The following is a 22,153-nucleotide window of genomic DNA, read 5'->3' on the forward strand; positions in this document are numbered from 1 at the left end:
GCCGGAAAGCCGCCGAGGTCAGAAGAGCCTGAGCTTGTCGTCCTCGATGCCGCGCATCGCGTCGTAGTCGAGGACCACGCAGCCGATGCCCCGGTCCGTCGCCAGGACGCGGGCCTGGGGCTTGATCTCCTGGGCGGCGAAGATGCCCTTCACCGGTGCCAGGTGGGGATCGCGGTTGAGGAGCTCCAGGTAGCGGGTCAGCTGCTCCACGCCGTCGATGTCGCCGCGGCGCTTCAGTTCGACCGCCACCGTCTGCCCGTCGGCGTCGCGGCACAGGATGTCGACGGGGCCGATGGCGGTGAAGTACTCGCGGCGGATGAGCGTGTAGCCCTCGCCGAGCGTCTCGATCCGGTCGGCGAGCAGTTCCTGGAGGTGCGCTTCCACGCCGTCCTTGATCAGGCCGGGGTCGACACCCAGCTCGTGGGACGAGTCGTGGAGGATTTCCTCCATCGTGATGATCAGTTTTTCGCCCGCCTTGTTCACCACGGTCCAGACGCCCGCGGTGTCGTCGGCGCCCTCTTTCAGGGTGCAGGGCGGCGACATCCAGTTGAGCGGTTTGTAAGCCCGGTCGTCGGCGTGAATCGACACGCTCCCGTCCGCCTTCACCAGGATGAGACGGGGAGCGGAGGGCAGGTGGGCCGTGAGCCGGCCCGCGTAGTCCACGGAGCAGCGGGCGATGACGAGACGCATGGTCGGCAACGCTACTCGACGACGGGCACTCGACGCGATTCACCCACCCGTCACTCCCTGCCCGCCGCGGAGTGACGCATTCTGTCTTGCCCCTCTTTGAACCCCTTCGTTATTGGCCGGTTGTGTTCCCAATCTCCTGGTGCGGCCCGGACTGCGCCCTTACCGTGGAAGCAGGAGGTCGCCGTGCGTGCACGCTGCGTCGCCGTCCTTCTTCCCTGCCCGTAAGGCCCCGGCCCTCCGTCGGGGTCGCGAGAGGAGAACCCATGTCGCTCGACGTCTCACCGGCGCTGTTGGAACAGGCCGAGCGAGGCGAGGTCGACGAAGCCGACTTCGTCGACTGCGTCCGGACCTCCCTGCCCTACGCATGGGAGATGATCAGCTCGCTGGTCGCTCAGCTGAAGGTCGACGGCGGGGAGTTCGCCGACAACCAGACGCCGCCGCCCAACGAGCAGGCACGTGGTCAGCTGCTGCGTGCGCTCGCGAGTGATGCGATACGCGGCGCGCTGCAGCGGCACTTCGGGGTGCGGCTGGCATTCCAGAACTGCCACCGCGTCGCGGTATTCCCGCTGGACGCCTCGGTCGACGACCGGCTGGCCCGATTCACCTCGGTGAGGGGCCAGTTGCTCAACCAGTCGCCCGAACTACGGGACTGCTGAACGCTTCCGCTGCCGCCCCGGGCCGCGGGAGGTGCAACTGGTCCGGGGCGGCAGCTCCCGCACGTACACCGTGAGACCCGTCCGTGTGGGTCATTCGAGGAGCGGCAGCACCTCGGTGCCCAGCCGCGCTACGTTCTCCTCCGTGGCCACGAGATCTCCGGAACCCTCCACCAGGAGCGCGAAGCGGGTGATGCCCGTGCGCTCCGCCGTGGCCGCGAGGCGGTCCGCCGCGAGCCGGGGCGGGCCCACCGGATGAAGCCCGCACAACAGCTCCGTGTATCCGACCGGGTCGCGCATCACGCGGTGCCGGCCGTCCACCGTCACATGGGCGTCGAGCCCCTGGCGCAGCCAGCCGGGCATCGTCTTCACGAGGGTCTCCCGGGCGTCGTCGGCCCGGTCCGCGATCTGGGCCACCCCCGCGGACACGTGCCCCGCCTCCCGTACGCTCTGCGGCGAACGGCCGGCGGCGAGTGCGCAGGAGCGCCAGAGGGCGACCATCTCGGCCTTCTCCTCGTCACCGCAGTGCATGCCCAGCAGCATCGGCAGGCCGTTCTCGGCGGCGAGCCTCACGCTCTTCGGAGACGTGCACGCGACGATCACCTCGGGGCCGCCGGGGCTCTCCCCGCTCTCCTCGTAGAACAGCTCGTCGGCCCTGGGGACCACCGCCACCTCGCGAAAGCCGTAACGCTCCCCGCGGCCCGCCACCCGCGCCTCGCGCAGCCAGTCGAGCAGCAGCCCCAGGGACTCCGGGAAGCCGTTCTCGTACGCCTCCAGGCCGCCGCCGAACACCTCCAGGTCGATCCACGGCCCGCCCCGGCCCACGCCGAGGGTGAACCGGCCGCCGCTCGTGAGGTGCAGCAGCGCGGCCTGCTCGCCGAGCGCGACCGGATGCTGGGTCGGCAGCACGCTCACCGCCGTGCCGACGCGGATTCTGCGCGTGCGGCCGAGCAGCAGCGCGGCCAGCGTCACGGCCGACGGGCAGACCCCGTACGGCACGAAATGATGTTCGGCCAGCCAGACCGAGTCGAGGCCCGACTCCTCCGCGACCTCGGCGGACCGGATCGCGCGATGCAGCGCCTCCCCGGGTCCCTGGCCCGGAAACTGGGCTGCCAGTACGAACGTTCCCACACGCATCGCCAGATACCTCCTTGCGGCCGACGCGGCTCTCCCCTACTGGCAACAACGTCTGACACGTGCCAAAGGCACGGTCCACGGGGAAGTTGTTGCGATTTTCCGGTAACCCGTCCCGCCCCGGGCGGTGCGGGACGTCCGCCCCCTCCGAATGGCCCTAGGCTTGACGGGAACTGCCCGGCCCGCCTGTGAGGTGTCACGTGTCCCCGCGCCGCAACCGCCCCCGAGGCGGAGAGAGTCCCACCGACCGCGCGAGCGCGGCGGGGGACCGGTACGGCGGCGGAGGGCGCTCGGAGGAGTGGCAGGGCGAGGAGTGGTCGGTCCGCCCGGTGAACGGGGCGAGCGCACAGGGCAAGCGCTACCGGTGCCCCGGCTGCGACCAGGAGATCCCCTCGGGCGTCCCGCACCTGGTGGCCTGGTCCCAGTACGGCGGGATCGACGACCGCAGACACTGGCACAAGGCCTGCTGGAACGCGAAGGACCGCCGCACCACGCGGGTGCAGCGGTCCAGGAACGCGCCTCGGTACTGAGCGGCCGTGCGGGAGGCCGCCGGCGTCAGACGTCCCGGTTGTTCATCGACAGGTAGGCGCCGCCCAGGGCCACGGCGGTCACGCCGAGCATGATCCACAGCGGATCCCAGCCGGACGGCCCGCCGGACGAGGACACCGAGTTGTCGTAGAAGATGCTGAGCTGGTTGGGGATCGAGTACTCCAGGAGCCACTCCTGGAGGGACGACAGGGACTCGGCGAACATGAAGATGGCCAGCACGAGCGGCAGCAGCACCACCCCGATCATGATGGTGATGGCCCCGGCCGAGTGCCGGATGAGCGCGCCGACCGCCAGCGAGAGCAGCCCCAGCGACGCGATGTAGAGCCCCACCCCGACCGTGCCGCGCAGCCACTCGTCGCCGCTGGGCGCCTCGGCGTCCAGGATCGAGGTCTGGAGCAGCGCGACGATCGTGGTCATCACGGTCGTCAGGACGAACGTGAGCAGGAAGAAGACGATCGCCTTCGCGCTGAGCACCCGGGCCCGGCTCGGGCATGCCGTCAGCGTCGTACGGATCATGCCGGTGCCGTACTCCGACGCGATGGTCATCACGCCCAGCGTGATCACGCAGATCGTCCCCAGAAGCACGCCGAAGAAGCCGAGGCTGAGCACCGGGGTGCCGTCGAGGTCGGCGTCGGAGGTGCTGACCGCCACCGCCGCGAGCAGGCCGATGCCGAGCAGCAGCACGATCATGACGCCGAGCGTCCACATCGTGGAGCGTACGGAACGGATCTTGGTCCACTCCGAGGCGATCGCGTCGCCGAGCGTCGCGGGACGCACCGGGATCGGCGAGGTGTAGAAGCCGGCCTGCTGGCCCTGCCCGTACTGCTGGGGGGCATGGGGCTGCTGATACGCCTGCTGCTGGTACGGCGCCTGCGGCACCGGCGGCGTGGACGGCGTTGTCATCGGGAGTCCTCGCTGGTCTCGCGCTTGGTCAGGTCTGCGGGGGGCCCGGCGGGCACTGCCGGGGCGGGAGCGGCGGCGGGGGCCACCGGGGACACCGGGGGAGCGGCAGGTACCGCTACGGGCGCCTGCGCGGGCGCGTACGGGTTCTGTCCGGGCGGCGGCGGGGCGTACCAGCCCTGCTGCGGCACCTCGGGGGCACTCTGCGGCGGGGCGTACCCCTGCTGCGGTCCGTATCCGCCGGGCGTCGGCGCCTGCAGATGGGCCACCTGGTCGGCCGTCGAGCGATAGTCCACGGCACCCTGAGTCATCCGCATGTACGCCTCCTCCAGCGAGGCCTGGTGCGGCGAGAGCTCCCACAGCCGGACGTCGGCCTCATGGGCCAGATCGCTGATCCGCGGCAGCCGGAGCCCGGTGATCCGCAGGGCTCCGTCCGGCTCCGACATGACCTGGCCGCCGGCCTCGGTGAGGGTGGCGGTGAGCTTCTCGCGCTGCTCGGGTCCGTCGTCCGGCACCCGGACCCGGGCGAAATCGGCCGAGTTGGCCGAGATGAAGTCCGTGATGCTCATATCGGCCATCAGCTGACCGCGGCCGATCACGATCAGATGGTCGGCGGTGAGGGCCATCTCACTCATCAGATGGCTGGAGACGAAGACCGTACGGCCCTCGGACGCCAGCATCTTCATCAGGTTACGGACCCAGAGGATGCCCTCCGGGTCGAGACCGTTGACCGGCTCGTCGAAGAGCAGCACCTGCGGGTCGCCCAGCAGCGCGGCCGCGATGCCCAGGCGCTGCCCCATGCCCAGCGAGTAGCCCTTGGACCGCTTCGAGGCCACCTGCTGGAGGCCGACGACGCCCAGCACCTCGTCGACCCGGGCGGCCGGGATGCCGGCCAGCTGGGCGAGCGAGAGCAGATGGTTGCGGGCACTGCGCCCGCCGTGCACGGCCTTGGCGTCGAGCAGGGCGCCCACCTGGCGGGGTGCGTTCGGCAGATTGCGGAATTCGTGGCCGCCGATGGTCACCCGGCCGGCCGTCGGCCGGTCCAGGCCGAGAATCATCCGCATCGTGGTCGACTTCCCCGACCCGTTGGGACCGAGGAACCCGGTGACGGCACCGGGCCGCACCTGGAAGGAAAGGTTGTACACGGCCGTCTTCGCGCCATAGCGCTTGGTCAGGCCGACTGCCTCGATCATGCTCCAGCCCCATCGACTTATCTGTCGTCGGGGCCCAGGCCGTCGGCCGCACGCCCCCCGTATGAGTGAGGAGGATATCCAGGCCTTGACGGTTCCGGCCAAGTCGTCACGGGGCGAGTCCCTTCCCCGGCCCCCTTCGGGTCACCCCTCAGGCGTCGCGCTTCTTGAGTACGAGGAAACCGCCGATCACCGCGGCCGCCACCCACGCCACCATGATCAGCAGCCCGGCCCACGGCCCGTACGGAGCCGGATCGCTGTCCATCGCGTCGGGCACCACCTGCATGATCTTGGAACCTGCCTGGTCGGGGAAGTACTGGGCGACGCTCTTGGCCCCCGGGACCGCCGACAGGATCTGCGAGACCAGGAAGAAGAACGGCATCAGGATGCCGAGCGACAGCATGGAGCTGCGCAGCATCGCCGCCACGCCCATGGAGAAGAGCGCGATGAGCCCCATGTAGAGACCGGCTCCGAACACCGCCCGCAGCACGTTGTCCTCGCCGATGCCGATGCTGTGGTCACCGAGCAGGGCCTGGCCGAGGAAGAACGACACGAAACTGGTGACCATCCCGACCACCAGGGCCAGCACGCCGGCGACCACCATCTTGCTGAAGAGGAAGGTGGCGCGTTGCGGCACGGCCGCCAGGGAGGTGCGGATCATGCCGGAGCTGTACTCCGTACCGACCACCAGGACACCGAAGACGACCATCGCCAGCTGGCCGAGAATCATCCCGGAGAAGCTGATGAACGTGGGGTCGAACGTGGCCCGCTCCGCATCGGAGAGGTCGTCGAACTGGGAGTTCATCACCGCGCAGAGCGCGGCGCTCATCGCGACGGTGACCAGGAACGCGGAGATCAGCGTCCAGGTCGTCGAGGAGACCGTACGGATCTTGGTCCATTCGGAGGTCAGGACCGCGGGTACCGATGCCATCGTCGTCACACCCCCGTTCCGGTGCCGGCGCCGCCGGGCTGGTCGCCCCAGTGCGGTCCCACCGGGGGCGGCGCGGCCCCGCTCTCCGAATGCGCGTGGTACTCCACCGAGTCCGCCGTCATCTGCATGAACGCCTCCTCCAGAGAGGCCCGCTGCGAGCTCAGCTCGTGCAGCACGATCGCGTGCCGGGCGGCGAGCTCGCCCAGGTCCTCGGTGGTGGCGCCGTCGATCTCCAACGTGCCGTTGCCCGACTCGACCGCCACGATGCCCTCCGCGTGCAGGACGTCCCGCAGCCGCTCCTGCTGCGGGGAGCGCAGCCGCACATAACTGCGGGAGTTCTGATGGATGAAGTCGGCCATCGTGGTGTCGGCGAGCAGCCGGCCCTGCCCGATCACGATCAAATGATCCGCCGTCAGGGCCATTTCGCTCATCAGATGGGAGGAGACGAAGATCGTCCGGCCTTCCGCGGCGAGTGCCTTCATCAGATTGCGGATCCAGTGAATTCCCTCGGGGTCCAGACCATTGACGGGTTCGTCGAACATCAGGATCTCGGGATCACCGAGCAGTGCCGACGCGATTCCCAGGCGCTGACCCATACCGAGGGAGAATCCCTTGGATTTCTTCTTCGCCACCGCGGTCAGGCCCACGGTGTCGAGAACCTCCGCCACCCGGCTCTCCGGGATGCGATTGCTCTGGGCGAGGCAGAGCAGGTTGTTGTACGCGCTGCGGCCCCCGTGCATCGACTTGGCGTCCAGGAGCGCGCCGATGTGCTTGAGGGGCTCCGACAGGTCGCGGTAGTGCTTGCCGTCGATGCGCACCGATCCGCTGGTGGGGTTGTCGAGATCGAGCATCATCCGCATCGTGGTGGACTTGCCCGCCCCGTTGGGTCCCAGAAAACCCGTCACCATCCCCGGTCTGATCCGGCACGACAATCCGTCGACGGCGACCTTGGAACCGAAGCGTTTGGTGAGGCCCTCGAGCTCGATCATGCGCACACGCTAGAACGGCCGCGCGCCCGGCGCCACCACAAAGGCGGAACCGGGCGCGCAAGGGGTACTGCGGTGAACCCAGGGGTCAGCGGGTCTGCTGGGCCGGAACGCCGCGGGTGGCGGGCTCCTCGTCGGCGGGGGAGCTCGCGGCGGCGACCGCGGCACCCGTCAGCGTCGCCAGCATCTCGCGGACGTTGGTCAGCTGGGCGTTGATCGAGTCGCGGCGGTTGGTGAGCGCCGCCAGCTCGCGCTCCGATTCGCTGCGGATCCGGTCGGCCTTCGCGTTGGCGTCGGCCACGATGTCCTCGGCCTGGCGCTGAGCGGTCTCCACCGTCTGGCGGGCGCGGCGCTCGGCGTCCGTACGGAGCTTCTCGGCCTCCAGACGGAGCTGCTCGGCGCGGTGCTCGATCTCGGCCAGACGCTTCTCGGCCTTGGCCTGACGGGACGCGAGGTCGCGCTCCGACTGGTCGCGGCGCTTGGCCAGGTTGGTCTCGAAGTCCGCGGCGGCCTGGGCGGCCTTGGCGCGGGTCTCCTCGAAGAGGGCGTCGGCCTCCTCACGCTTCTGGGCCGCGTCCTTCTGCGCGTCCGTGCGCAGCGTGGTGGCCTCACCCTTGGCCTTCTCGACGATGCGGACGCCGTCGTCCTCGGCCTTGGCCTTGCGCTCGGCGGCGAAGGTCTCGGCGTCGTTGCGCACCTGCTGGGCGGCGGACTCGGCGAGCTCGCGGTGCTGCTCGGCGGCGCGACGGGCCTCCTCACGCAGGTCCTTCGCCTCCTCCTCGGCAAGGCGGAGAATCTTCTCCACACGCGCGCCGAGACCCGCGTACGACGGCTCCGCGTCGTTCACCTGGGCCTGGGCGTTCTGCGTTTCGAGGTGGAGTTCCTCGATGCGCTTTTCCAGAGACGTGATGCGGGCGAGAGCACTATCACGGTCGGCGACGAGCTTGGTAATGCGGTCATCCACCTGACCGCGGTCGTAACCACGCCGCACGAGCTCGAAGCCGAAGGGGGAGGAAGGGTCACTCATGGGGTTCCTGTCGAAGTGAGACCGGTGAGGTGATAGAGGGAATCCTAGGGGCCAGAACGGCGTGTCATCGAGCAGATGCCCGTTTGATCTGGAGAATGACACCCCTTTTGAGTGGCTAACCCCCGTAACCCTTGCCACTCGGAGGGCTGAACGTCGTTGCCGGACCACGACAGAGCACCGGGTGGCCACCCGCCGGACCGCGGGGGAGCACCTGGTGGCTGCCCGACAAACCTGCCGGACTACGGGAGAGCACCGGGCGGCTACCCGTCCGACTGCTTGCCACCCGTACGCGTGCCCGCCGCCGCCGTGGCCTTGACGCCGCCGGGCGGACCGGCGCCCGCGCCCTTACCGCCCGCGCCCGGGGTCTCGAAAGACTCCAACGCCTCCAGGACGTCCTGGACACGGGAGATCTCCGTGTTGATGTCCGCGCGCCGGCGTACCAGGACATCGAGCTCGTGCCGGCCCTCGTCCACGATCCGCTCGGCCTCGGCCTCGGCGTCGGCCCGCAGCTTCTCGGCCTCGCGCACCAGGCTGGCCTTCTTCTGCTCCGCCTCCTTGAGGAGCGACTCGGCCCGCTTCACCGCGGCGATCCGGACCTTGCTCGCCTCGGAGTTGGCGTCGGACAGGAGCTCCTTGGCCTTCGCGGCGGCTTCCTCGCGCTGCTCGGTCGCCGCCTTCATCAGCTTGTCGACGCGCTCGCCGGCCGTCTTCATCTGCTCGGACGTCTCCCGCCGGGCGCGGTCGTGCAGCTCCTGGATCTCGCTCTCCAGGCGTGCCCTGAGCTCCTCGGCCCGCTCCCGGATCTGCGTGGCGTCCCGGCGGGCACCGACCAGCAGCTCGTCCGCGTCCGCCCGGGCCCGCTCCACCAGGGTGTTGCCCTCGACGGTCGCCTCGGAAGTGATCCGCTGGGCCTCCTTGCGGGCCACCCCGACCATCGTGTCGGCCTGCTCCTCGGCCTCGGTGGCGGCGCGCAGCGCCTCCTCCTGGGCCTTGTTGATCAGCTGGTCCGCCTGCTCGGCGGCGTCGGCACGCCGCTTCGAGGCCGATTCGCGCGCCTCGTCCAGCAGCCGGTCCGCCTCCTGGCGCGCCTCGGCACGCATCTGCTCGGCCGCCGCCTCGGCGTCGCTCCGCAGCCGCTCCGACTCCTCGCGGGTGCGGGCCGCGTGCTCCTGCGCGGAACCGACGGTCGCCGCCGCCTCCGCCCGCAGCCGCTCCGCCTCGGTCGCCGCCTCGTCACCGAGCCGGGCCGCCTGCTGCGCCGCCTCGGTACGGAGCCGCTCGGCCTCCGCCGTGGCCTGCGACAACAGCCGCTCGGCCTCGCCCGTGGTCTCGGACGTCAGCCGCTCGGCCTCCGTTGTGGCCTTGGACATCAGGCTGTCGGCCTGCTCCGCCGCCTGGGACCGCATCCGGTTGGCGTCCTCGCGGGCCTCCGCCCGGCTGCGTGCCGCGTCCTGCTCGGCCGAGGCCAGGGCGTCGGACGCCTCCGTACGCATCCGCTGGCTGTACTCCGCGGTGTCGGCGCGCAGCCGCTCCGACTCCGCGATCGCCTCGGAGACCGTCCGCTCGGCCATCGCCTTCGCGGCGTCCGTCTCCTCCTGCGCCACCCGGCGGACCCGGGCCGCGTCCTCCCCGGCCCGCTCCCGCTCCGCGTAGGCATCCGAGCGGACCCGGTCCGCCTCCTCCTGCGCCTCGGACCTCGTCCGCTCCGCGACATGCTCGGCGGCGGAGCGCAGCCCGGCGATCTCCGCCTCGGCCTGCTCCTGGAGCCCGTTGACCGAATCCCGGACCTGCTGGGCGGTCTGCTCGGCGGCGGAGACCATCTCGGTCGCCCGCGCGTCCGCCTCCTCGACCAGGCGCTGGGCCTCGGCCTGCGCCTCCTCGACCCGCTTGCGGGCGGAGGCCAGCAGCTCCTCGCTCTGCTCGCGGGCCCGCTCACGTTCCTGGTTGGCCTCGGTACGCGCCGCGTCGAGGGTCTCCTCGGCCTCGCGGCGGCGCCGGTTGGCCTCCTCCTGCGCGGCGGCGAGCGCCTCGGCGGCCTCCGCGCCCACCCGCTCGGCGGCGGCCGCGGCCTCCGACCGCACCCGGTCGGCACTCTCCTGCGCCTCGGTCTTCAGCCGCTCGGCCTCGGCGGCCGCCTCGCTGCGCAGCCGTACGGCGACGGACTCGCCCTCCGCACGCGACTGCGCGGCATCGGCCGCCGCCTCGTCGCGCAGCCGCTGGGCCTCGGCCTCGGACTGCTCCCGCAGGGTGCGCAGCCGCTCGGCTGCCTCCGCGCGCAGCCGCTCGGACTCCTCGTTCGTCTCGCGCCGGATGCGCTCCGCGTCGGCACGCGCCTCGCCGAGCGTCTGCTCGGCGGTGGTGACCCGCGTCTCGGCCTCGCTGTGCAGCCGGGTCAGTTCATCGGCCGCCTCCGCCTGCCGGGCCGCGATCGCGCGCTCGGTCTCCTCGCGCAGCGCGGCCGCGGCCTGCTCGGCCGCGGCCGTCACCGACTCGGCCTGCTCCTCGGACTCGGTCCGCAGCTGCTCGGCCTCGGCGCGGGCCCGCTCCAGGGCCTCCTCCGCCTGCTTGCGCAGCGCCGCCGCCCGCTCGGTCGCCTCGCTGCGGACCCGCTCGCTCTCGGTCCCCGCGGCGCCCCGCAGCTCCTCCGCGTCCGCCTTGGCCTTGGCCAGCAGCTCCTCGGCGGTCTTCGCACCCTCCTCGATCTGCTGGAGGGCCTCGCGGCGGGCCTCGCCACGGATCCGCTCGCCCTCGGCGACCGCTTCGGAGCGCAGCTGCTCGGCCTCGCCGCGCAGCCGGCGCGCCTCCTCCTGGAGCTCGACCGTCTTGGCCCGGTACTCCTTGGTGTCGTCCTTGGCCGCGCCCTTGAGCTGGTCGGCCTGCTCGGCGGCCTCGCCGCGCAGCCGGTCCGCCTCGGCCTCCGCCTCACGGCGGATCCGGTCGGCCTCCTCGCTCGCCGCCCGGGTGGTCGACTTCGCGTCCTCGGATGCCTTGGTCAGCACCTCCTCGGCGGCACGGGCCGCCTTGGCGAGCTGGGCCGCGGCGTCCTCCGCCGCGGCGGTGCGCGCGCTGTCGGCCGCCTCCGAGCGGAGCCGGTCCGCCTCGGCACGGGCGTCGGCGAGCGCCTGCTCGGCCTCCGCCTTGAGGGCCTCGGCGTCCTTGGTGGCCTCGCCGACCAGCCGGGCGATCTCCGACTTGGCGGTACGGGTGCGCTGCTCGTTCTGCGACTCGGCGCCGGCCAGCCGCTTGACGGCGGCCTCCTTCGCCTCGGACAGGACCTTCTCGGCCTCGACGCGGGCCTCGCGCAGCTGCGTCTCGGCCTCCTGCATGCGCTGCTCGGCGGCCCGGTTCAGCTCGGTGGTCTGCTGGCGGGTCTGCTCGGTCTCGGCCGTCGTCGAGGTGCGCAGCTGCTCGGCGTGGGCGGTGGCCTCCTGCGCCTGACTCGAGGCGGCGTTCAGCAGCCGCTCCGCGTCCTTGCGGGCGCGCAGCAGGATCGACTCGGCCTCCGAGCGGGCGGACTCGGCCTCGGAGCCCAGGCGTTGGCGCGTCTCGTCGGCCAGCCGGGCGGCCTCGGCGCGGGCGGCGCTCAGCGCCTGCTCGGCCTCGGCCCGGGACTCGTCCAGCAGCCGGCGGGCCTGGGCCTCGGTCCGGGCGCGCAACTGCTCGGCCCACGCCACGTTCTCGTTGACGTGGGACTCGACGGTCTGGCGGCGCTCGGCCAGCTCCTGGTCGAGCTGCTGGCGGCGCTGCACGGCCTCGTTGTGCAGTTCGGCCTGGAGCCGCGCCTGGTGCTCGGCGTGCTCCTGGAGGATCCGCTGCGTCTGCGCACGGGCGTCGCGCAGTTCGCGCTCGGCGTCGTTGCGCAGCTGGTCGGCCTGGATCTGGGCATTACGGAGCAACTGCTCCGCCTGGTAACCGATGTCCGCGCTGTCGTAGGCGGGACGGGTCGCCAGACTGCGCCGGGCCTCGTGCAGCTTGGCACGCAAGACCTCGACCTGGTAACCGAGGTCCTCGGCGTGCTGGACGGCCTTCTCCCGGTCGGTCTTCAGCCGGTCCATCTCGGCTTCGAACCGCGAGAGATGGTCGTCTTCAGCTCGGTGGCTCTCCTGGCGTTCGTAGCCCCGCACTGCGCGGTCCCATCCTTCCCCGAGCTCTCAACGTCGTTCGAGCAGGGGAGACCCCAACCCTGATCGCGAACTCCAAACGAGAACCGTCCGCCGGCGAACGGTCCTCCGGGGAATGGTGACAGATCAACGGCTGAGGACGCGGCGCGGCCCCGACCCGGCCCCGGCCCGGAACCGCCCACTCTACCGGGCCGGGTATCCCTGAGAAGCGGTTGTCCGGCTCCCACCGCCCCGGGCGGTCAGTGCTCCGTCCGGGAGGTGACCAGTTCGGTCAGCACACCGTGGCAGTCCTTGGGGTGGAGGAAGGTGATCCGGGACCCCATCGAACCCGTCCTGGGCTCGTCGTAGAGCACCCGGACGCCCTTCTCCCGGATGTCCGCGGCGTCCGCGTCCACGTCCGCCGTGCCGAAGGCGATGTGGTGCACGCCCTCGCCATTCTTGGCCAGCCATTTGCCCACGGCGGAGTCCTCGCGGGTCGGTTCCAGCAGCTGGAGGTACGAGGCGCCGCCGTCGGACGTCTCATTGATCTTGAGCATGGCCTCCCGTACGCCCTGCTCCTCGTTGATCTCGGAGTGGAACACCTCGAACCCGTAGGTCGAGCGGTAGAACTCGACGGTCTTGTCGAGGTCGAAACAGGCGATCCCGATGTGGTCGATTCGCGTCAGCATGGAACCAGTGCAGCGCCCGGCGGATGGTTACGCAACGTGCGCGCGATCACACCCGCCGCCGGATGACGGGCGCGGTACTGCTCAGTACATTCATGTAAACCCTCGTTCACAATCGATCCCAAGGGGCTGCGCCTCATGTCAGGAACGACCGGAACCACCTCAGTGATCGTCGCGGGCGCCCGTACGCCCATGGGCCGGCTCCTCGGCTCCCTGAAGAGCTTCTCCGGAGCCGACCTCGGCGGCTTCGCCATCAAGGCGGCGCTGGACCGGGCCGGAATCGGCGGCGACCAGGTCGAGTACGTGATCATGGGCCAGGTGCTGCAGGCCGGGGCAGGGCAGATCCCGGCACGCCAGGCAGCCGTCAAGGCCGGCATCCCCATGAACGTCCCGGCGCTCACCGTCAACAAGGTGTGCCTCTCCGGGCTCGACGCCATCGCCCTGGCGGACCAGCTGATCCGCGCCGGTGAGTTCGACGTGGTCGTGGCCGGCGGCCAGGAGTCGATGACGAACGCCCCGCACCTGCTCCCGAAGTCCCGCGAGGGCTACAAGTACGGCGCGATCGAGATGCTCGACTCGATGGCGTACGACGGCCTGACCGACGCCTACGAGAACATCCCGATGGGTGAGTCCACCGAGAAGCACAACACCCGTCTCGGCCTGGCGCGTGCGGCCCAGGACGAGATCGGCGCCCTGTCCCACCAGCGGGCGGCCGCGGCGCAGAAGAACGGCCTCTTCGAGGCCGAGATCACCCCCGTCGAGATTCCGCAGCGCAAGGGCGACCCGGTCCTCTTCTCCAAGGACGAGGGCATCCGCCCCGAGACGACCACCGAGTCCCTCGGCAAGCTGCGCCCGGCCTTCGCCAAGGACGGCACGATCACGGCCGGCACCTCCTCGCAGATCTCCGACGGTGCGGCCGCCGTCGTCGTCATGAGCAAGGCCAAGGCCGAGGCGCTGGGCCTGGACTGGATCGCCGAGATCGGCGCCCACGGCAACGTGGCCGGCCCGGACAACTCGCTCCAGTCGCAGCCGTCGGGCGCCATCCGCCACGCGCTCAAGAAGGAGGGCATCGGCGTCGAGGACCTCGACCTGATCGAGATCAACGAGGCGTTCGCGGCCGTCGCCGTCCAGTCCATGAAGGACCTCGGCGTCACCCCGGACAAGGTCAACGTCAACGGCGGCGCCATCGCGCTCGGCCACCCGATCGGCATGTCCGGCGCCCGCGTGGTGCTGCACCTGGCGCTGGAGCTCAAGCGGCGCGGCGGCGGCACCGGTGCGGCGGCGCTCTGCGGCGGCGGCGGTCAGGGCGATGCGTTGATCATCCGCGTACCGGGCAAGTAGTCGGTACGGGCGAGCGAGGAGGCCGAACGTGAAGCTGGACGTCCCCACCCTGGTCGAGCAGGCACGGGAGGGCAGGCCGCGGGCCGTGGCCCGGCTCATCTCCCTGGTGGAGGGGGCGTCGCCGCAGCTGCGCGAGGTGATGGCGGCGCTGGCGCCCCTGGCGGGCAACGCCTGCGTCGTCGGCCTGACCGGATCCCCGGGTGTCGGCAAGTCGACATCGACGTCGGCGCTCGTCTCCGCCTACCGCCGACAGGGCAAGCGGGTCGCCGTGCTCGCCGTCGACCCGTCGTCGCCGTTCTCCGGCGGCGCGCTCCTCGGTGACCGGGTCCGGATGTCGGACCACGCCTCCGACCCGGGCGTCTACATCCGCTCGATGGCCACCCGCGGCCATCTGGGCGGTCTCGCCTGGTCGGCTCCGCAGGCGATCCGGGTGCTGGACGCGGCGGGATTCGACGTGATCCTGGTGGAGACGGTCGGCGTCGGCCAGTCGGAGGTGGAGATCGCCTCCCAGGCCGACACCTCCGTCGTCCTCCTCGCCCCGGGCATGGGCGACGGCATCCAGGCGGCGAAGGCCGGAATCCTGGAGATCGGCGATGTGTACGTCGTGAACAAGGCCGACCGGGACGGCGCCGACGCCACCGCCCGCGAGCTCAACCACATGCTGGGCCTCGGGGAGTCCCGGGGACCCGGCGACTGGCGCCCGCCGATCGTGAAGACGGTCGCCGCCCGGGGCGAGGGCATCGACGAGGTCGTCGAGGCCCTGGAGAAGCACCGGGCGTGGATGGAGGAGCACGGCGTCCTCGCCGAGCGGCGCGCCGCCCGCGCCGCCCGCGAGGTCGAGACGATCGCCGTCACCCGCCTGCGCGAACGCATCGGCGACCTGCACGGCGACCGCCGCCTGGACGCCCTCGCCGCACGCATCGTGGCCGGCCGCCTCGATCCGTACGCGGCGGCGGACGAACTGGTGGCGGGACTCACCGGCGAGGCCTGACCGGACTGTTCCGTGTCCCCGGTGCGGCGTGCGGCCGCGCCGGGGACCGGGGCGCCGAGGGCGCCCCGCGAGCCGGCACGGCCCGTACGGTCAGAGCTTGCCGCGTCGCCCGCGCAGGTGGTCGGCGATCGGGGTCAGGGCCGTGTGCAGCTGCTCCAGGGCCTCCGGGGTCAGCAGGTCCATGAAGTGCTTGCGGACCGACGCCACGTGGTGCGGCGCGACCTTGCGCATCGTCTCGGCACCGGCCTCGGTGAGGACCGCGTACAGCCCCCGGCGGTCGGACTCGCAGTTCTCCCGGCGGACCAGGCCCGCGCTCTCCATGCGGGTGATCTGGTGCGAGAGCCTGCTCTTGGACTGCAGCGTGGCACCGGCGAGGTCGCTCATCCGCATGCGCTGGTCGTCCGACTCCGAGAGGTTGACGAGAATCTCGTAGTCGTTCATGGTCAGGCCGAACGGCTGGAGGTCCTTCTCCAGTTGGTGCATCAGCAGCCTGCTGACGTCCAGGTGGGTGCGCCAGGCGCACTGCTCCGCGTCGCTCAGCCAGCGGGTGGCCGTCTCGGTCTCCATATATGGATTCTACCTAAGAAGTTGAAAGCCGGACGAAGTGGGAGAGTGTGACACCCGGCACGCGCTCGCACGCTGGGCGCACACGTTCGACATCACACTCCGCAGACTACCGCTCACCGAGTGAAGCGATGCCAAAGGTCCCCCGGCCGACCCGGCATCCGGGCGTGGACCCAGGTTGACCCGGCCCCACTCCAAGGCCCTAGTGCTGCGCAACGACACCCACGGCCCGCTGAGCCATCAGCACCTCGGTGGACTGGAGCAGAACCGTACCGGCGCCCACGAACTCGAACTGGTGCTCCTCGCCCGAGGCGCCCCCGATCCCCGTGAACGCCCGCAGCCCGCCCAGCACGCCCGCCATGTAACCGTGGTCGTAGTGGTGGCACGGCGAGGGGCAGTCCGCCCAGCCGACCAGCGCCTGAGGGTCGACCCGTAGCGGCGGCTCCATGAAGACCACAGGACCGTTCGACGCGGCGACGAACTTCCCGGTGCCGATCAGCGTCAGGAACCCCGGCACGATCGACTGCTTCAGCGCCAGCGTCGGCTGGTAGGCGAGCAGGTTGCCGGACCGGATCGTCAGATTCCCGTCGTCCAGGTCGTACGAGTTCACATCGAAGGCCCGGTCCGCGAGCAGCATCTTGCCGCTGCCCTCGGCCACCACCCAGTCGCTCGCGTGCAGCGGCGAGTGGAAGCTCGTACGGACCAGGCCCTGGAAGCGGCCGTGACCGATGCCGTTGAAGTCGATCCGCCCGTAGTAGGCGATCATCTTGCCCTTCTGCAGGAACCACTGGCTCCCCTTGAGCTCCACACAGAAGGTGTACGCGTTGACGTTGTCGTCCGACGGCAGCGTCATCGGGTCGAAGACCACGGGCCCGCTCACAGCTTCTCCTCCGATGCCTGGACGTACACCGCACCACTGCCGCTGAGCTCCAGCTGGAACCCCTCGCCGGAACCGCGTCCCACCATCTCCCGCCAGCCGAGCGCGGTGGACAGCTTGTTGGTCACGTCGCCGTGGTGCGCGACGTACGCCTGCGGATCCACATGCACCGCGCGGCCCGGGGCGATCGGCAGCTCGATGACCCCGCCGTGCGCCATCACCGCGACCGCGCCGTGGCCCTTGAGCGTGGTGGTGAACAGGCCCTGCCCGGTCACCTGGCCGCGCACCATGCCCATCACCCCGCCCTGCGAGCCCATGAACATGGTGCCCTGCTGGAGCGTTCCGTCGAAGGCGAGCAGCCGGTCGGCCTCCACGTACAGCGTGTCCCCGGTCAGATTGATGACCTGGATGTGATGGCCGCCGTGGCCGAACATCACCGTGCCGCTCCCCTCGACCGTCATCAAGGGGGTCGCCTCGTTGGCCATCCGGCGGCCGATCATCGACATCACACCGCCCTGGCCGCCCTGGATGTTCGGTGTGAAGGACACCTCGCCGCGGTAGGCGAGCATCGCGCCGCGCTGGCTGAACATCTTCTGGCCGGGGATCACCGTCGCCTCGACCATCTTCGAGTTGATCTCGCGGAACGGCATCAGACGTCGCCCCCGATCGTGTTCCGCTCGCTGGGCTGGACGTAGACGAGCCCCTCGCCCTCGAACCGGATCTGGAAGGACTCGCCCGATCCCTCGCCCATCAGCGTCCGGAAGTTCACCCCGGACTGGAAGTGCTGCTGGAGGTTGCCCTGGTGGGCGATGTAGGCGCCCGGGTCGACGGAGAGCGGGTACTGGGCGGAGACCCGCAGGGCCACCGCCGAGCCGTCCGACATGATCGCCGCCTGGCCGGTGCCCTCGACCGTGGTGGTGAACAGGCCGTTGCCCGACCCGCCGCCGCGCAGCCCGGTGAAGGTGGTGCCGGTGCGCAGACCGGCGTCGGTGCAGAGCAGGTTGCTCGCCTCGACGTACAGCTTCTCGCCGCGCAGCGAGACCAGGTTGATCTCCGTCGCGCGGTCGGCGAAATAGCACGTGCCCTGCCCGGACACCTCCATCACGGACATCTGCTCACCGGTCAGCCGGCGGGTCACCATGCCGCGCAGCCCCTCACCGCCGCCGGTCATCTTCTTGAAGGTCATCCGGCCGTCGTACGCGACCATCGAGCCGTTCTTCGCCTTCACGGCGTCGCCGGCCAGGTCGACGGCGAGCGTCTTGCTGCCTTGGAGTCGGAACATTGCCACCCCGCGAAGGTAACGGTAAGGACCACCGCCGGAACAGGGCACGGGGCGCGATCAGGTCCCCCGAACCGCCCCTGATACGCATCCGGTACCCGATGCGGACGCAATCGGGACGTACGCCGTGCGAAGGGAGCAGTGCGGGGCCGCCCCCGCCGCCGGGCACGGCCCGCGGCGATGCCACAATGGGGGCCGCTTGTGCCTGCGTTCACAAGCTGTCACCGTCCTCCCACCGAAGGTGCCCCCGTGGACATCAAGACCGCTACCGCACTGCACCGGCTGCGCCTCATCTCGATTCCCGAGGCGCTGTCCTTCCCCGCGCTGATCATCTTCGGCTCGGTCCTGAGCCGGGTCTCCGACATCGACTTCCTGATGATGCCGCTCGGCATGCTGCACGGCGTGCTGTTCGTGATCTACGTCGTCCTGCTGCTGGACGTCTGGAACAAGACCAAGTGGCCGCTCAAGCGGGTCGCGTTCTTCTTCCTGCTCTGCGTGCTGCCGTTCGGCGGCCTGTACGGCGACAAGGTGCTCAAGCGCTACGAGGCCGACGGCGTCATCGCCGCCCGGGCCCGCCGGGAAGGCACGGTCAGCGCATGATCGTCGCCTTCTCCGTCAGCCCGCTGGGTGTCGGCGAGGACGTCGGCGAGTACGTGGCCGACGCCGTCCGGGTCGTCCGCGAGTCGGGGCTGCCCAATCGCACGGATGCCATGTTCACCTCCGTGGAAGGTGAGTGGGACGAGGTCATGGACGTCGTCAAGCGCGCCGTCGCGGCCGTCGAGGCGCGCGCCGGACGGGTCTCCCTCGTACTGAAGGCCGATATCCGCCCGGGCGTCACCGACGGCCTGACCTCCAAGGTCGAGACGGTGGAGCGCTACCTCGCGGACTGACGCCGTCCGCCCCCGTGCGTACGAAGCCCCCTGTCGATCCCCGGCCGGGGGCTTCGGCCACGGCGGCACGACCAGCGCGATGCCGAGCGGCGTCCGTTCGTACAGCACCTGGTGGCCGTAGCGGCGTGACGTCAGCAGCCCGGCCGCCCGCAGCATCGACAGATGCTCCGACACGGAGGACGGTGCGAGGCCGAGCCGGTGGACGAGTGCCGTGGTGCCCGCCGACTCGTCCAGCGCACACAGGACGTCGGCTCTGGCCCGGCCGAGCAGCCGGGCGAGCACGTCCGGGGTGTTGTCGCCCGGCTCCGTCCTCAGTCCGCCGATGCCGCGTCGCACTGGCAGCCGTCGCGCTGGTGCTGGCGGGTGCGGGATCGGCGTACGTCATCGGCCTCGACCAGTGGTTCGTCGAGGCCGTCCCCACGAGCTGCGCGGCCGGGCCATGACCCTGCTCACGGCCGGACTGATGACGCTCCAGGGCGTCGGCATGGCCTTGGCCGGCCTGGCCGCGGAGTTCTTCCCCGTGAACCGGGTGGTTGCCGGAGCCGGGGTCCTGGGCACCCTGTGCCTGCGCTGCTCCTTGCCGAGGTCCGCAGGACGGCGCCTGCTTCCGTACCCGTGCACCGGATTCGGACCGAAGTTCGAGACGGGGAGGAGCGGAAAGTTCCTCATGGGTAAGGTCGTGGCCGTGCCGAAGCCCCTCAGTCTCCCCTTCGATCCCATCGCCCGCGCCGACGAACTCTGGCAGCAGCGATGGGGCCCGGTGCCCTCGATGGGGGCGATCACCTCGATTATGCGGGCGCAGCAGATCCTGCTGGCCGAGGTGGACGCGGTCGTCAAACCGTACGGACTGACCTTCGCGCGGTACGAGGCGCTGGTGCTGCTCACCTTCTCCAAGGCCGGCGAGCTGCCGATGTCCAAGATCGGCGAGCGGCTGATGGTCCACCCCACCTCCGTGACGAACACCGTGGACCGGCTGGTGCGCTCCGGCCTCGTCGCCAAGCGTCCCAACCCCAACGACGGCCGCGGAACGCTCGCCTCCATCACCGACAAGGGCCGCGAGGTCGTGGAGTCCGCGACCCGGGACCTGGTCGCGATGGAGTTCGGACTCGGGGTGTACGACGCCGAGGAGTGCGCGGAGATCTTCGCGCTGCTGCGTCCGCTGCGCATCGCGGCGCAGGACTTCGAGGAGATGTAGGAGGGGCCCCGGCCCGCTGCAAGATCGCCCCGGGCGGCCGGTTAGTCTCGATGGCATGAAACGCAGTGTGCTGACCCGCTATCGGGTGATGGCTTACGTCACCGCCGTCATGTTGCTGATCCTCTGCGTCTGCATGATCTTCAAATACGGCTTCGAGAAGGGCGAGGGCCTGACCCTCGTCGTCTCCCAGATCCACGGCGTGCTGTACATCATCTACCTGATCTTCGCCTTCGACCTGGGTTCCAAGGCGAAGTGGCCTATGGGCAAGCTGGCCTGGGTGCTGCTCTCCGGCACGATCCCGACGGCCGCGTTCTTCGTCGAGCGCAAGGTCGTCCGCGAGGTGGAGCCGCTGATCGCGGACGCCACCCCGGCCGCGACCGCGAAAGCCTGACCCGAACCGCCCCGCGCGAAGCGCCGGGCGGTTTGTCATCGACATTTACTAGGACGTCCTAGTAAATTGGTGGCATGGACGCTGACGCGATCGAGGAAGGCCGCCAACGCTGGCAGGCCCGTTACGACAAGGCCCGCAAGCGTGACGCGGACTTCACCACGCTCTCCGGGGACCCGGTGGACCCCGTGTACGGCCCCCGCCCCGGGGACGCGTACGAGGGCTTCGAACGGATCGGCTGGCCCGGTGAGTACCCCTTCACCCGGGGCCTGCACCCGACCGGCTACCGGGGCCGCACGTGGACCATCCGCCAGTTCGCCGGCTTCGGCAACGCCGAGCAGACCAACGAGCGCTACAAGATGATCCTCGCCGCGGGCGGCGGCGGGCTGAGCGTCGCCTTCGACATGCCGACGCTGATGGGCCGGGACTCCGACGATGCCCGCGCGCTCGGCGAGGTCGGCCACTGCGGTGTCGCCATCGACTCCGCCGCCGACATGGAGGTCCTCTTCAGGGACATCCCCCTCGGCGACGTCACCACCTCGATGACGATCAGCGGCCCCGCCGTCCCCGTCTTCTGCATGTACCTGGTCGCCGCCGAGCGCCAGGGCGTCGACCCGGCCGTGCTCAACGGCACGCTGCAGACGGACATCTTCAAGGAGTACATCGCGCAGAAGGAGTGGCTCTTCCAGCCCGAGCCCCATCTGCGCCTCATCGGCGACCTGATGGAGCACTGCGCCCGCGACATCCCCGCCTACAAGCCGCTCTCCGTCTCCGGCTACCACATCCGCGAGGCCGGAGCCACGGCCGCGCAGGAGCTCGCGTACACCCTCGCCGACGGCTTCGGCTACGTGGAGCTGGGCCTGTCCCGCGGCCTCGACGTCGACACCTTCGCCCCCGGCCTCTCCTTCTTCTTCGACGCGCACCTCGACTTCTTCGAGGAGATCGCCAAGTTCCGCGCGGCCCGCCGGATCTGGGCCCGCTGGATGAAGGAGACGTACGGCGCGAAGACCGACAAGGCGCAGTGGCTGCGCTTCCACACCCAGACCGCCGGGGTCTCACTCACCGCGCAGCAGCCGTACAACAACGTCGTACGGACCGCGGTCGAGGCGCTCTCCGCGGTCCTCGGCGGCACCAACTCCCTGCACACCAACGCCCTCGACGAGACCCTCGCGCTCCCCTCCGAACAGGCTGCCGAGATCGCGCTGCGCACCCAGCAGGTGCTGATGGAGGAGACCGGCGTCGCCAACGTGGCCGACCCTCTGGGCGGTTCGTGGTACGTGGAACAGCTCACCGACCGGATCGAGGCCGAGGCCGAGAAGATCTTCGACCAGATCAGGGAGCGCGGTACCCGCGCCCACCCGGACGGCAAGCACCCGATCGGCCCGATGACGTCCGGCATCCTGCGCGGTATCGAGGACGGCTGGTTCACCGGCGAGATCGCCGAGTCGGCCTTCCGGTACCAGCAGTCGCTGGAAAAGGGCGACAAGCGGGTCGTCGGCGTCAACGTGGCGCACGGCTCGGTCACCGGCGACCTGGAGATCCTGCGGGTCAGTCACGAGGTCGAGCGCGAGCAGGTCCGAGAACTGGCCGGCCGCAAGGAGGGCCGCGACGACGCCCGGGTGACCGCGGCGCTGGACGCGATGCTGGCCGCCGCACGCGACGGCTCCAACATGATCGCGCCGATGCTCGACGCGGTCCGCGCGGAGGCGACGCTGGGCGAGATCTGCGGGGTGCTGCGCGAGGAGTGGGGCACCTACACGGAGCCGCCCGGCTTCTGACCTC

21 protein-coding genes and 3 pseudogenes are annotated in these 22,153 nt (G+C 70.6%); 10 read left to right on the forward strand and 14 right to left on the reverse strand.

Annotated features, from left to right (window positions below; translation table 11 throughout):
* Positions 1 to 18 precede the first annotated feature (18 nt).
* Positions 19 to 690 (reverse strand): endonuclease NucS, encoded by a 672-nt coding sequence (gene nucS, locus ABTX18_RS09665; protein ID WP_326657926.1) that lies wholly within the window; start codon positions 688 to 690, stop codon positions 19 to 21.
* A gap of 263 nt (positions 691 to 953) precedes the next feature.
* Between nucS and ABTX18_RS09670 the strand changes: the two genes are divergently transcribed.
* Positions 954 to 1,346: an SCO5389 family protein gene (locus ABTX18_RS09670; RefSeq protein WP_136328739.1), complete on the forward strand. Its 393-nt coding sequence runs from the start codon at positions 954 to 956 to the stop codon at positions 1,344 to 1,346.
* A 90-nt stretch (positions 1,347 to 1,436) separates the two neighbouring features.
* On the opposite strand, the gene ABTX18_RS09675 is transcribed toward ABTX18_RS09670, so the two are convergent.
* Positions 1,437 to 2,480, reverse strand: a complete 1,044-nt coding sequence (locus ABTX18_RS09675) for an LLM class flavin-dependent oxidoreductase (protein ID WP_352122187.1) — start codon at positions 2,478 to 2,480, stop codon at positions 1,437 to 1,439.
* A gap of 197 nt (positions 2,481 to 2,677) precedes the next feature.
* Between ABTX18_RS09675 and ABTX18_RS09680 the strand changes: the two genes are divergently transcribed.
* Positions 2,678 to 3,007 carry an Rv1322 family protein gene (locus ABTX18_RS09680; RefSeq protein WP_352122188.1) on the forward strand — a complete coding sequence of 110 codons (330 nt, stop codon included), beginning with the start codon at positions 2,678 to 2,680 and terminating at the stop codon, positions 3,005 to 3,007.
* 25 nt (positions 3,008 to 3,032) lie between these two features.
* Here the strand turns inward: ABTX18_RS09680 and ABTX18_RS09685 are convergent, their stop codons facing one another.
* From ABTX18_RS09685 to mce, 7 genes are all read right to left on the reverse strand, one after another.
* The gene (locus ABTX18_RS09685; protein ID WP_352122189.1) at positions 3,033 to 3,929 is read right to left on the reverse strand and encodes an ABC transporter permease; all 897 of its coding nucleotides are present in this window, start codon (positions 3,927 to 3,929) and stop codon (positions 3,033 to 3,035) included.
* Entirely contained in the window at positions 3,926 to 5,119 is a 1,194-nt protein-coding gene (locus ABTX18_RS09690; RefSeq protein ID WP_352122190.1) for an ABC transporter ATP-binding protein, read from the reverse strand. The genes ABTX18_RS09685 and ABTX18_RS09690 overlap by 4 nt, the downstream gene beginning before the upstream one ends.
* Positions 5,120 to 5,267: 148 nt before the next feature.
* Positions 5,268 to 6,047 carry an ABC transporter permease gene (locus ABTX18_RS09695; RefSeq protein WP_352122191.1) on the reverse strand — a complete coding sequence of 260 codons (780 nt, stop codon included), beginning with the start codon at positions 6,045 to 6,047 and terminating at the stop codon, positions 5,268 to 5,270.
* 5 nt (positions 6,048 to 6,052) lie between these two features.
* Positions 6,053 to 7,036 carry an ABC transporter ATP-binding protein gene (locus ABTX18_RS09700; protein WP_352122192.1) on the reverse strand — a complete coding sequence of 328 codons (984 nt, stop codon included), beginning with the start codon at positions 7,034 to 7,036 and terminating at the stop codon, positions 6,053 to 6,055.
* 85 nt (positions 7,037 to 7,121) lie between these two features.
* The gene (locus ABTX18_RS09705) at positions 7,122 to 8,060 is read right to left on the reverse strand and encodes a coiled-coil domain-containing protein (RefSeq protein ID WP_352122193.1); all 939 of its coding nucleotides are present in this window, start codon (positions 8,058 to 8,060) and stop codon (positions 7,122 to 7,124) included.
* Positions 8,061 to 8,320: 260 nt separating this feature from the next.
* Entirely contained in the window at positions 8,321 to 12,184 is a 3,864-nt protein-coding gene (gene scy, locus ABTX18_RS09710; protein ID WP_352122194.1) for a polarized growth protein Scy, read from the reverse strand.
* Positions 12,185 to 12,420: 236 nt separating this feature from the next.
* A complete protein-coding gene (gene mce, locus ABTX18_RS09715) occupies positions 12,421 to 12,849 on the reverse strand; it encodes a methylmalonyl-CoA epimerase (protein WP_136328730.1) in 429 nt (142 codons plus the stop codon).
* Positions 12,850 to 12,984: 135 nt separating this feature from the next.
* Between mce and ABTX18_RS09720 the strand changes: the two genes are divergently transcribed.
* Complete coding sequence (locus ABTX18_RS09720) at positions 12,985 to 14,187, forward strand: acetyl-CoA C-acetyltransferase (protein ID WP_352122195.1); 1,203 nt, start codon at positions 12,985 to 12,987, stop codon at positions 14,185 to 14,187.
* 28 nt (positions 14,188 to 14,215) lie between these two features.
* Positions 14,216 to 15,178: a methylmalonyl Co-A mutase-associated GTPase MeaB gene (gene meaB, locus ABTX18_RS09725; protein WP_352122196.1), complete on the forward strand. Its 963-nt coding sequence runs from the start codon at positions 14,216 to 14,218 to the stop codon at positions 15,176 to 15,178.
* A 90-nt stretch (positions 15,179 to 15,268) separates the two neighbouring features.
* On the opposite strand, the gene ABTX18_RS09730 is transcribed toward meaB, so the two are convergent.
* The 4 genes and pseudogenes from ABTX18_RS09730 to ABTX18_RS09745 form a co-directional block, all read right to left on the reverse strand.
* On the reverse strand, positions 15,269 to 15,745 hold the full coding sequence (locus ABTX18_RS09730; protein ID WP_352122197.1) for a MarR family winged helix-turn-helix transcriptional regulator: 477 nt from the start codon (positions 15,743 to 15,745) through the stop codon (positions 15,269 to 15,271).
* A 113-nt stretch (positions 15,746 to 15,858) separates the two neighbouring features.
* A pseudogene (locus ABTX18_RS09735) lies at positions 15,859 to 16,622 on the reverse strand (AIM24 family protein).
* Positions 16,619 to 17,269 carry an AIM24 family protein gene (locus tag ABTX18_RS09740; protein WP_352122198.1) on the reverse strand — a complete coding sequence of 217 codons (651 nt, stop codon included), beginning with the start codon at positions 17,267 to 17,269 and terminating at the stop codon, positions 16,619 to 16,621. The pseudogene ABTX18_RS09735 and the gene ABTX18_RS09740 overlap by 4 nt, the downstream one beginning before the upstream one ends.
* Entirely contained in the window at positions 17,269 to 17,901 is a 633-nt protein-coding gene (locus tag ABTX18_RS09745) for an AIM24 family protein (RefSeq protein ID WP_352122475.1), read from the reverse strand. The genes ABTX18_RS09740 and ABTX18_RS09745 overlap by 1 nt, the downstream gene beginning before the upstream one ends.
* Positions 17,902 to 18,147: 246 nt before the next feature.
* On the opposite strand from ABTX18_RS09745, the gene ABTX18_RS09750 reads away from it, so the two are divergent.
* The gene (locus ABTX18_RS09750) at positions 18,148 to 18,498 is read left to right on the forward strand and encodes a DUF3817 domain-containing protein (RefSeq protein ID WP_123523478.1); all 351 of its coding nucleotides are present in this window, start codon (positions 18,148 to 18,150) and stop codon (positions 18,496 to 18,498) included.
* Complete coding sequence (locus ABTX18_RS09755; protein WP_014048385.1) at positions 18,495 to 18,788, forward strand: MTH1187 family thiamine-binding protein; 294 nt, start codon at positions 18,495 to 18,497, stop codon at positions 18,786 to 18,788. The genes ABTX18_RS09750 and ABTX18_RS09755 overlap by 4 nt, the downstream gene beginning before the upstream one ends.
* Before the next feature lie 72 nt (positions 18,789 to 18,860).
* On the opposite strand, the pseudogene ABTX18_RS09760 reads toward ABTX18_RS09755, so the two are convergent.
* A pseudogene (locus tag ABTX18_RS09760) lies at positions 18,861 to 19,118 on the reverse strand (ArsR/SmtB family transcription factor); the annotation flags it as partial.
* 5 nt (positions 19,119 to 19,123) lie between these two features.
* Between ABTX18_RS09760 and ABTX18_RS09765 the strand changes: the two are divergent.
* The 4 genes and pseudogenes from ABTX18_RS09765 to icmA all read left to right on the forward strand — a co-directional run.
* Positions 19,124 to 19,463, forward strand: a pseudogene (locus tag ABTX18_RS09765) (MFS transporter); the annotation flags it as partial.
* Between the two features lie 10 nt (positions 19,464 to 19,473).
* Positions 19,474 to 19,983 (forward strand): MarR family winged helix-turn-helix transcriptional regulator, encoded by a 510-nt coding sequence (locus tag ABTX18_RS09770; protein ID WP_352122199.1) that lies wholly within the window; start codon positions 19,474 to 19,476, stop codon positions 19,981 to 19,983.
* A gap of 55 nt (positions 19,984 to 20,038) precedes the next feature.
* A complete protein-coding gene (locus ABTX18_RS09775; protein ID WP_352122200.1) occupies positions 20,039 to 20,374 on the forward strand; it encodes a DUF3817 domain-containing protein in 336 nt (111 codons plus the stop codon).
* A gap of 74 nt (positions 20,375 to 20,448) precedes the next feature.
* Positions 20,449 to 22,149 carry a coenzyme B12-dependent isobutyryl-CoA mutase large subunit gene (gene icmA / locus ABTX18_RS09780; RefSeq protein WP_352122201.1) on the forward strand — a complete coding sequence of 567 codons (1,701 nt, stop codon included), beginning with the start codon at positions 20,449 to 20,451 and terminating at the stop codon, positions 22,147 to 22,149.
* Positions 22,150 to 22,153 lie beyond the last annotated feature (4 nt).

This window comes from Streptomyces sp. NPDC096323, assembly GCF_040302845.1.
Taxonomy (GTDB): Bacteria; Actinomycetota; Actinomycetes; order Streptomycetales; family Streptomycetaceae; genus Streptomyces.